The sequence below is a fragment of the Candidatus Darwinibacter acetoxidans genome, assembly GCF_041936445.1.
Lineage (GTDB): Bacteria > Bacillota > Limnochordia > Darwinibacteriales > Darwinibacteriaceae > DTU010.
Genome location: NZ_JBHGXH010000060.1, coordinates 1 through 9178 on the forward strand (window position 1 = coordinate 1; position 9178 = coordinate 9178).

Below are 9178 nucleotides of genomic sequence, written 5' to 3' on the forward strand. Positions count from 1 at the left end.
TGGAGCTCGTTTATGGCCTTGGTGAGCTCGCTCATGCGCGTTTCCATGCGAACGAGCAGGTAAGCTGCCACGGCTATAGAAAAGGTCGTCTGCACGGTAGACGTGATAAAATCTTCCATGACTTAATTTCACCTCCGTAAATTAGCGCCATCTAAAGGTAAAGGCGGGAGTGTCTTCCCGCCTTAAACGCAAAACAACACCACACAGGCAAGGCATAGGCATGCACTAAATGAGCTTCGTGGTTCCGGTCTCTACGAGCTCGGCGCCGACGATGCTTAAAGGCGGTATGCCAAATATGCTTCTAGTGATGATGGTGTTCATGGCAGCTTCGACCTCCTGCGCGGTAATGCCGGGCTTTGGGTCGCTCAAAGAAAGCATCCACTTGCCGTCTTCGGTATCAAATATCATTCGCAGTCTTCGCTTAGTCTCCATCGTTACACCTCCCTTCGGTCAAATCAGCTGCTGCGTACTACTCGACTCTGTTGGTGTCTACTTTCTGCACTTCAACCAATCCGTCGCAGTCAAGCAGTCCGGCTATCGCCTGACCCACAGCTGCGACGTCATCGGGCTCGGCGATTACGTCAACGCCAGCGATGGACCTGCTGCGAAGCACGGGCTTGCCCCAATCGTCCTCTCCTACCTTGATCCTCAAAGTCATGCGGCTTGCTATAGGCTGGTATGTGGCCATGTTCACCCCTCCTTTCAAAAGTCCTTTAAGCACACAATACACGAGGCAGATAATGTATTCAATTCGCATAATTTATGCGAGCGCCGAAAGAACATATATGCATGAGGAGCTTTCACGGCCGCCACGAGCGCGCAGGATACCGCAAAGAGCCTTCCCAACATAACAGCACATAACAGCGGTCAAAAAAGCAAGCAGGCCCTGCGCGCTCACAGGCGGCCTAGCCCCGTCGGCGCCATGCGCAAAAGCCAGCGCAGCAAAGGCGGGCAAAGGCGCATATGGCGCATGGCTTGCCGACGGAGGGTAAGGGAAAGGGATAAAAACAGTCGCAGGGTTCGTATCTCATGCCGCCTCAAGGCCTGGAGGTCGCCCGCCGCCTCGCTTCGCCCCCACGCGCTTTAGCTCGCTCCCCCCACCCGCCCCCGCTCCCAAAAGCGCGTGGTCGCTTCGCACGGCGGCGGCCTTCATAATAACCCCCCTCTCCCGATTCTCGGGATCTCCCCCCAAAAGGGGGGGAGAAAGATTAAGGAAACATCACATATTCCACCCCCCAAACGGTGGGCGGACTAAAAAAGCATGCTCGAGCAGTCGCCTTGTCAAGCGCAGGCCCTTCGGGTCGCTGGCGCGACGCTTGACAAGGCGCCTTTGCTCTCGCAAAGACAAAGGCGTCCGCCCCCCCGTTTGGGAAAAATGTTTAAGTTTCCACTTCTCTGTCGTCTTCTTCTGGCCTTCGTGGGCGCGCTCGTTGGCGCGCTGTTGCCTCTGTGGTTTCTCTTTCCCCGCTCGCTCGCTCGCGGGTGGAGGGCAAAAAGAAAAGCCCGGCTGTGCGCCGGGCCTGCTTTGCTCTGCCTTATTTTGCGTTAACTGCCTGCTTTAAGTTTTCGTCTAGAAAGTCTATGAGCTCGCTTGCCTGTGCCATCGTGAGGTCAGCCGTGCTTTCTATGTCGTACCTTTCTTTTATGCAGTCTCTGATAAATTCTTCGTCCACTCCCATCTTTCTTGAGATCGCAAATATGGCCTTGCGCTGGTTTTCCGTCGCCATGCGCTCGCCCTGCAGAGGCACGGTGCTGGCGTATAGGTGCGCACCTGTTTGCTGGCTTTTTCGCACCTCCGCGGCAAGATCTGCGTCCTCGAGGTCTTGGGTGAAGATATCGGATAAGGACCCTACGGTTAGGGCTGCGTCCACAAGGGCGCGCTTGCGTGCCATTTTCAAAACAGTATTCGCAAGCGTATATGGGTCTTGTCTGGCGTACTTGCGCTCTTTCGTGTTCGCCTGCCCAAGCCCCTCGGTTATGGTCTCGCCGTTTGCGGCAACGAGCGAACAGCGCACCATGTAGGCAAAAAATCCGGCTTCAAAGTCTTCCACCTTGCCAACTATCTCAAACCGGCTGCGCAGTCCCAGTAACACCGTTATCTTTTCTGCGCCCGGCTTTAAGAGCACCTTTCTGTCGCCTGCCCCGGGTATGGCGCCGTAGTCTCTTCCTTCCAGCAGCTGCGTCTTGATAAGATCCTGAAAGGCCCCGATCTTTGAAAGCGCCGCGGCAAGCTCGCGCGGATCCTTTCTGGCTACGATTGAAAGCTCGTCTTCCGCCCTGTTGACCATCGTTTCTTCCCTTGCTGTCGTCATCTTTATGTCCTCCCTTTTATGTTTTATATCTTGATCTCTTTTCGCAGGTCGTAAACGTCCCTTAGCCGCAGAAAAATGCCAAAACCCGCCTCAAGCAGGCGATCTGTGACGACAAAGTCCCTATGGTCATCGTTGTCTTCGCGGGAAAACCGCAGGATCCTCACGCCATCTATCGGGTATTTTTCGTCTTTGAGCATCTGCGCGTAGGCTGCTACCTGTATGATGTGCTCGGCGTATATGTTTCCGGAGGTCTTGATGTCAACGAGGGCCAACCTGCCGTCAAGCTCTCCGTACCAGTCGATCGTCCCGCCTACACGGTAGCGTTCGCTTACCATCTGTTCTTCTATCAGGTGGGTCAACATCTCGTGTTTTTCAAGCCACGCGCGGAATTTATCGGCGGCGTTTTGTGCCGCCTCGATCTCTTCTCCCGTGTATTTTGAAAAGTCCACCTCAGGGCCGCCGACCATGGCTTGGATCATCTCGTGGGCGCACGTGCCCGCCCCCGCTGCGGCCGCTGTGTAGGCGGTGGTGTCTATGCCCTGAAGGCCCATCTTGTTCGCCCATGCCACAAGGTGAGGCTTGTTTAAAAGTCCTACTATTGTGGTTACGCCTGGAACGATGGTGCCGTCTTTTAGCCTATACCTTTGGTGTGCCCTTGCCCGTTTAAAGCCACTTTTAACCGCCATGGCGCTTTCCTCTTTTCATCCAGCGTGCCGCGGCAAGCTGTGCCGCTATGGCCTGCTCGTCATTCGCTATCCGTACTGTCCACTTCCCCGCTTTTACCACAACCGCGCCGTTTTCTTTTGCGATCTTCAATGTGTTGTCCTCCTTGAGTTGTCGTTATGATTATATTATACGTCTTTTAGATATACTGTCAATAGAAGATACGCATTTGTATCATGACCATTACTGACCTTAGCCTATGACCATTACTGACCTTCCTTCTCGTGGCAAACTCACCGGCATGTCACGAGACACCGCAGGAACAGCCAGGGAGGCGCGAAAACCGAAAGCGGCTCGCCGTGTTTTTTTGGCCGCGCATTTTTTTGCGCGGTCTCCGCCGCCATAATGCGCGCAGCCTGCGAGCACTGACCGCCCCCGAGCACACGCCCCTGTGCGTGGGCGAGGGCTTGCACTGTGCGAGCTGGCGCGCGCATGGCGGCGGAGAGAGTGTCGGCAAATAAAAAGGCCCCGGGCTGTGTCCCGAGGCCGGCGCTTGATCCTTTTAGGCGTGCATTAAGGCCCACATATTTTTTAAAGCTGTCTGTCGTCTCTTTCCGGGTGTGTGCGGGCAAACTCAAGCAGGGCGAGGCAGTTCCAGGCGGCATGCGCCAGGTGGTTTAAAGACGTCTCAGGATCTGCGTCTTCGCCTGCCCACCAGCTCCAGAGGTGCCTTTGAGCCGCAGCATAAAGCCTGCTCCAATCAAGGCCTGCCTCCCAGTTTCTTTCTCCGTATTTTTCGGCACCGCAAGAAAAGACGCGAACCAATTCTTTTAGGGCAAAGGGAGGCATCAGGTCGTATCTGAGCTTTCCCGCGTCGTCTTTTTCAGCCTCACGCTTCGCTGTCATGGTCGTCCCTCACGACGGGCGTGTAAAGAAAACAGGGCAGGCCCCAGGCGGGCACATCGCCGCCCACAACCTTACAGAACTTTCCGCCCACCCTTTGAGCGCAGTTACCGCACATCGCCTTGAGCTTCTTGCTCATGCGTCTGCCTCTTCGTCTTCCGTCTCAAAATGCACGGCCAGCGGCCTGTTTTTTGCCCCGCATGCCTGGCACGTCCAGGGAAAATGCGTGGCGAGCATGCAGGTGTCCTCGTCTTCCGTCTTTGCCCCGCATTTGCTGCATTTGACGAATAAAAGCATGGCTCTCACTTCCCTTCTTCTATTTCGCTCACGGCTACAACTGTCTTCGACGCTACCTTTAGCGGCACGACCACGACCTCGGACTCAAGCCGGTCAACTTGCGAGTCATCGGACCACACGCCCGCCTCCGTCATGGCGTCAAACAAGACCTTAAACCTGTTGTCTATGTCCCACCTGCCGCGCGAATGTGCCTCAAAGCGCACGCGCACGGCTATGCGCCCTTTCAGCGGTTTCTCGTGCTGAGCCTGAAGCAGTGCAAACATCGCCTCCCGCTTCCAGCTGCGCCCCGTCTTCGTGAGAAATATCCCGCCATGTCGGTTTACTGCGTAGCAGCGCCAAAGTGATGGCGGTACTCCGGGAATTTCCGCCTCAAAGATCGGCCGTTTATTTGGCGTTTCTGATGTGTTTCTTGCCTTTTCACTCATGACAGGCCTCCTAAAAAAGTCCTGACTTGAAGATCGGCTTTTGTTCACGCTCGCGCCTTACGGGCTTTGCCCGTCCCGTAAAGCTCATGGGCTCGCCGTCATAAGCGAGCTCAAATGAGCGTCCTGCCACGCCGCGACGAGTCTTTGACACCGTTGCGATGATGCGCGGCGCTCCGTAAGGTTCAATGGGTGCGTCCTTAAACAAGTCAATTTGGGCGCTGCTTAACTCCTCCACTATGCCGCCGCCTTTGGCACTGCCGACCAGCGCCGAACCGGAAGCCTGGAGCTGTTTGCTCGCCCTTCCCATCTGCGACAAGAGGAGAAACATAATGCCGTACCTCTGGGCCATCTCCTTCAAGGTTGGCATGGCTTCGTTTACGCAGTCTAGGTCGGACTGGCGCGGTTTCCTAAGAAGTGTCAGGTAGTCTATCGCCACGAGCGAAGGCATGTAGGCTTCAACTTCTCTTCGGACGTCTTCTATGGTCATGCGCTCGCACTTGCCAAGCAGTTGAGACCCCGGCGGCTCTGACCCGTAGATCAAAAGCCTGTCCGAGAACTTTCTGCGCATCCGTGTTACTGCGTCCTTGAACTGCTCCGTTTCCCGGCGGGCGTGCCAGCGCACCCGTTCCGCCGTCATGTACATCTCGCGCTGGAGCAGCCTCTCCGCGACCACCTCGGGCGCCATGTCCAGCGAAAAAAGCATGGCTGTGCCGTTCGGGTTGTTTTGCAGGTAGTGCTCGACGCCTGAAAGCATGAGCGACGTCTTCATAGACCCTTGAGCGCCGACTAAGACCAGCAGTTCGCCGGGAAGCAGCCGGCCGAAGGAGTTGTCAAGCTCGTCAATGCCGAAGCCGAACTTGTCCGCCTCGTCCCAGCCTGCGACCTCCTCTTTGAGGCGGCGTACGTATGCGGGCACTGTGAGCAGGAACGCGCTGTCATGCGAGGCACCTGCCTCCTGCACTGCCGAGCGCGTCACCAGGCGCCTCAAGGCGGTATCAGACATGGCATAATCGACCTTGGTCAGGATGTAGCGCACGTAGCCTACGATGTCATGTGCCTTCCAGCCGAAACCGTAAAGCCTTTTTGTCTCGGACTCTGCCATCTGCTCGATGACAAATCTGCCCTCTTCTGCCGGCATCTCGGCGAGCATGGTCTTCGTGAAGTACACGATCCGCGCTATCCGCTCATTTTCCGACTCGCCTTCTTCCGGTTCGACCTTGACATTTGCAGACGTCCACTTCGTGTCCCAGGTGGGATCTTCTGCCGCTTCGGCAGGTTTTGCCTGCATGCGTGTTTCGTCAGTCATGCCACTTCCTCCTTTTGCGCCTCTGCGGCAGGCGCGATGTCAGGGTCCAGGCCTGACATCCAGCGGTCAAGGCGCGGTACGTACTGCGCGTCCCGCCCCAAGACGACCTGCGCCCAGGCTTCGATGTTTGAAAGCCGCCCGTTTGCTCGTGCCTTGTCGGCCAGCACATCGGGCGAAAAGAGGGCGAAAAAGAGCCTTCTTGCCTCCTTCGTGTCGCCTGCCCTGTCTGCGGGCCAGGCCGATACGAGGTCGCGGAAGAGGGCCTCAAGGCGGTCTGCTAACCCTTCGGGCAGGGAGGGCGCATGAGGCACGCTGCGGTACCTGCCTTCAAGCACCTTGGCCATGTTCGTGGGACAAATGAGCCAGTCAAAGTCGGCAGACCAGTCGGTCTTACGGCCCATCAGGAAATCGCTTTGCCTCACGGACTCGAAGTAACTCCGCCACCAGTCGAGCGTCTGACGGCTTTTGTCCTCGCGCCACCTCGCCCTCAAGCGCTTTTCTCTCGTCGAGTTCCAGACCTTAAGCGAGCGGAGCTCGGGCAAGATCTCGTGGTAGAGTGCGGCGATGTCTTTGTGCGGACATGCCGGGACGGAAAAGGCCTTTGGTTTTTTCTTTGCTGTTTTCGTGCAGTCGTCTGAGCTGTGGCAGTGACCGCTGCGTGCGCGGTCTGTCCTGCCTTCCGGTGAGCCGGCATCACGGGCCGGGTAAGTTTCGCCGTCAGGGTAGGCCTCATCGCCGTCTGCGGTGGCACACCTGCCGCTTGAAGCCTGCGGGCCAACCGAGCCGGCACGGCCGCCCGTGGCGTCGGTTTCAAGATCTTTAGGCTGGTTAGGGCAAAGGCTGTCTTCGGCTTCTTTTGACTTCGGCGTCAGTTTTGTTTCGGAAGTTTCGGCCTTTGCTTTATCTGCCGTATTTTGAGATGTACCTGTCGGTTTTTCTGTCCTACTTGATTGTCCGGCGGATTCGTCCGCGGACGTTTCCGCGTAAGCGGAAGAAGTACTTACTCTATTCTTATCTATTCTATTCTCTTCTATTCTATTCTTATCTGCTCGGGACATTGTCCCGACATTGTCCCGACAATCTTCTAAAGTTTCCGCCTGCCTTTTCTTCCTGGAAGCCTTGCGTGTACTGTATTCGTCCGCTATCTCCTCAAGGCCGTCTGTGGATATTTCCGCAACTTCTTTTCCGGAAACTTCGCTGAAACTCACCGAAAACAGGCCAAGTTCTTGGCAGTTTCCGGCGAGTTTTCGGAAGGTTTGAGGCGAAACTCCGACAAATCCGCACCAACTTTGAAGCGGAAAGCGCACGGAACCTCCCGCACTCTCGCCTACTTCCTCCGTCTTCTCCGCTATGATCTCAAGCACGTTCCAGTAAAAGCCGTAGCCTTCGAGGCCGGATGTCGCCTTAAGCATGGCCAGCTTTTCGTTTCTTGACGCCGCCGTGTCGTGCTTAAACCACTTCATAGCTTCCCACCTCTTCGCCTTCCGCCGCGTCCGTGCCGCGCTCTTGCTCTCTTCCGCTCACCGGCAGCTGAAGCTGCAGCGGGACGTCCGCAAAGACTTCCACCGGGTCAACTTCAAGCAGGTTCGGTATGTCGGCGCCGTAAGCGTAGCCGCGGAAGGGCACAAGTTCCTGGAAGTCTTCGACGTCATGGCGCATGTCGAGGTAAGTCGTCCCGTCTGCGTCTTCCTTTATGTGCCTCAGCTGGTGATATAAAACGGCTGTAACGGCAGACGGCGGGAGGCGGTCTAACATGGCGAGGCGGAGCTTAATGGCGAACTTGAGCCTGACACCTGTCGCCTGGTACAAGACGTCTTCCACCCATTCGGGCAGGCGCCAAACGGATGCGGCCTCCTTTGCTTTCTTCGATACGCAGTCGACGAGGAATAATATTTCGTCCGGGTTTGCCGGCATATCGAACTTGCGCACGAGCATCCAGGCTGCCTGCCGATACACGCACGCAACCCTGTTTTTGCCCTTGCCCAACTTCGCTGCCAGTTCAAGCGTAAGCATGGCGCCTAATCCTGCTCTTTCTCTGCCGCTGCCTCAGGCTCAAAGCTGACGGCGTCGCCCTCGTCGTCCGTGTCGGCGATGATGTCTGAAGGATTGACGCCGAACATCTCGCAAATCTTCGCAAGGAGGTGCAGCGAAAGCTGACGCTTGCCCGATTCTATGTTTGAGTAGTGGCCCTGAGCGATGCCGAGCGCCTTGGAGAGCTCCATCTGTGAAATGTCCTTTTTAACCCTCATGAGCTTGAGGTTCCTGCCGATCTTCCTCTTGTCCCAGGTATACATTAAGACTGCCTCCTTTTGTAGTAAATAATACTTTATCATTATACGGGTTTTTGGCTTACTTATCAATAGGTAAGTCAGTATGATATACTATGAATAACGCAAGTATATATATTGTAAAATGCGCCTATTTGGAATAATATATAATCTAAGAGACATAAGAGACGAGAATTGGCAAATACAGAAAGGAGGGCTACGCCTTTGAAGAAAAAGGAAGACAAGGAAGAACACGAAGGCATGGAGCTTGCCAAGCGCATAGGCTTGAGGATAAAGATAGCCAGGCTCAAGGCGGGCATGCTGCAGAAAGACCTGGCCGAGAAGGTAGGTTTTCACCGCATGAGCATCAGCGCGATAGAATCGGGCCGGCGTTTTACGACAATTCCCCAGCTGGTGGCCTTCGCAAAGGCATTAAATGTCCCTGTTTCCTACTTCCTGACAGGTGCGGAAGAGGAGATGACCGAAGCGGCGGACGAGTACACGGCCGAGATGGAAAAGCTCTTGGCCGTCCTGATGGAGCGCGACGCCGAGGCCGTGGCAAATTTGCGGAGCGTCATGGAAAACTGGGACAAGCTGCCGCCGGCGGATAAAAAGTTTATCATCAACACCATATCGTTTGCGCTGAAATCGGTAAAAGATCGTTTAGAATAATAAAGTCCATAAAACAATCATATAACAGGAGGAGCTCTTATGAACCCGTCAATAGCGGCGCGCCGACTCATGGAGGAGATCGGGGCGCCCTGCGATGAAGATGTTGTCGTATTGGCACTGAGGAAGCTCGATATCGTGTTGATCGAGGATAAAGCAGACCAGGTTGACGCCATGCTCGTCCACATCCCGCCCGGCAGGCCCGTCATAGCCGTCAACTCTGCCCGCCCCCTCTGCAGGAGGCGGTTTTCTATTGCGCACGAGATAGGACACTACATCCTTGGACACAACTCGCTTTTGTTTTCAGGAAGCGGCGGAGAGGGAATGATAAAGCGC

Annotated in this window: 15 protein-coding genes; 2 read left to right on the top strand and 13 right to left on the bottom strand. The window is 55.6% G+C overall.

Annotated features, from left to right (window positions below; translation table 11 throughout):
* The 13 genes from ACE4YL_RS02285 to ACE4YL_RS02345 all read right to left on the bottom strand — a co-directional run.
* Positions 1 to 119, bottom strand: a 119-nt coding sequence (locus ACE4YL_RS02285) for a YvrJ family protein (RefSeq protein ID WP_461369112.1), incomplete at its 3' end; no start/stop codon positions are given.
* A gap of 106 nt (positions 120 to 225) precedes the next feature.
* Complete coding sequence (locus ACE4YL_RS02290) at positions 226 to 432, bottom strand: DUF2922 domain-containing protein (RefSeq protein ID WP_303884443.1); 207 nt, start codon at positions 430 to 432, stop codon at positions 226 to 228.
* A 37-nt stretch (positions 433 to 469) separates the two neighbouring features.
* Entirely contained in the window at positions 470 to 757 is a 288-nt protein-coding gene (locus ACE4YL_RS02295; RefSeq protein WP_461369106.1) for a DUF1659 domain-containing protein, read from the bottom strand.
* Between the two features lie 778 nt (positions 758 to 1535).
* Positions 1536 to 2312 carry a hypothetical protein gene (locus ACE4YL_RS02300; protein WP_303884449.1) on the bottom strand — a complete coding sequence of 259 codons (777 nt, stop codon included), beginning with the start codon at positions 2310 to 2312 and terminating at the stop codon, positions 1536 to 1538.
* 23 nt (positions 2313 to 2335) lie between these two features.
* Positions 2336 to 2998 carry a hypothetical protein gene (locus tag ACE4YL_RS02305; RefSeq protein ID WP_332636390.1) on the bottom strand — a complete coding sequence of 221 codons (663 nt, stop codon included), beginning with the start codon at positions 2996 to 2998 and terminating at the stop codon, positions 2336 to 2338.
* On the bottom strand, positions 2988 to 3128 hold the full coding sequence (locus ACE4YL_RS02310) for a hypothetical protein (RefSeq protein WP_332636391.1): 141 nt from the start codon (positions 3126 to 3128) through the stop codon (positions 2988 to 2990). The genes ACE4YL_RS02305 and ACE4YL_RS02310 overlap by 11 nt, the downstream gene beginning before the upstream one ends.
* 438 nt (positions 3129 to 3566) lie before the next feature.
* Complete coding sequence (locus ACE4YL_RS02315) at positions 3567 to 3881, bottom strand: dATP/dGTP diphosphohydrolase domain-containing protein (RefSeq protein WP_332636392.1); 315 nt, start codon at positions 3879 to 3881, stop codon at positions 3567 to 3569.
* Positions 3865 to 4017 carry a hypothetical protein gene (locus tag ACE4YL_RS02320; protein WP_332636393.1) on the bottom strand — a complete coding sequence of 51 codons (153 nt, stop codon included), beginning with the start codon at positions 4015 to 4017 and terminating at the stop codon, positions 3865 to 3867. Before ACE4YL_RS02320 ends, ACE4YL_RS02315 begins: the two co-directional genes overlap by 17 nt.
* A gap of 163 nt (positions 4018 to 4180) precedes the next feature.
* On the bottom strand, positions 4181 to 4600 hold the full coding sequence (locus ACE4YL_RS02325; RefSeq protein WP_332636395.1) for a RusA family crossover junction endodeoxyribonuclease: 420 nt from the start codon (positions 4598 to 4600) through the stop codon (positions 4181 to 4183).
* A 10-nt stretch (positions 4601 to 4610) separates the two neighbouring features.
* Positions 4611 to 5906 (bottom strand): DnaB-like helicase C-terminal domain-containing protein, encoded by a 1296-nt coding sequence (locus ACE4YL_RS02330; RefSeq protein ID WP_461369107.1) that lies wholly within the window; start codon positions 5904 to 5906, stop codon positions 4611 to 4613.
* Entirely contained in the window at positions 5903 to 7369 is a 1467-nt protein-coding gene (locus ACE4YL_RS02335; protein ID WP_461369108.1) for a hypothetical protein, read from the bottom strand. The genes ACE4YL_RS02330 and ACE4YL_RS02335 overlap by 4 nt, the downstream gene beginning before the upstream one ends.
* A complete protein-coding gene (locus ACE4YL_RS02340) occupies positions 7356 to 7919 on the bottom strand; it encodes a putative metallopeptidase (protein WP_332636398.1) in 564 nt (187 codons plus the stop codon). Before ACE4YL_RS02340 ends, ACE4YL_RS02335 begins: the two co-directional genes overlap by 14 nt.
* 5 nt (positions 7920 to 7924) lie before the next feature.
* Complete coding sequence (locus ACE4YL_RS02345) at positions 7925 to 8200, bottom strand: helix-turn-helix domain-containing protein (RefSeq protein WP_461369109.1); 276 nt, start codon at positions 8198 to 8200, stop codon at positions 7925 to 7927.
* A 198-nt stretch (positions 8201 to 8398) separates the two neighbouring features.
* On the opposite strand from ACE4YL_RS02345, the gene ACE4YL_RS02350 reads away from it, so the two are divergent.
* Together ACE4YL_RS02350 and ACE4YL_RS02355 are read left to right on the top strand one after the other, a co-directional pair.
* Positions 8399 to 8845, top strand: coding sequence for a helix-turn-helix domain-containing protein (locus ACE4YL_RS02350; RefSeq protein WP_461369110.1), 447 nt, complete (start codon positions 8399 to 8401; stop codon positions 8843 to 8845).
* A 39-nt stretch (positions 8846 to 8884) separates the two neighbouring features.
* On the top strand, positions 8885 to 9178 hold a 294-nt coding region (locus tag ACE4YL_RS02355), incomplete at its 3' end, for an ImmA/IrrE family metallo-endopeptidase (RefSeq protein WP_461369111.1).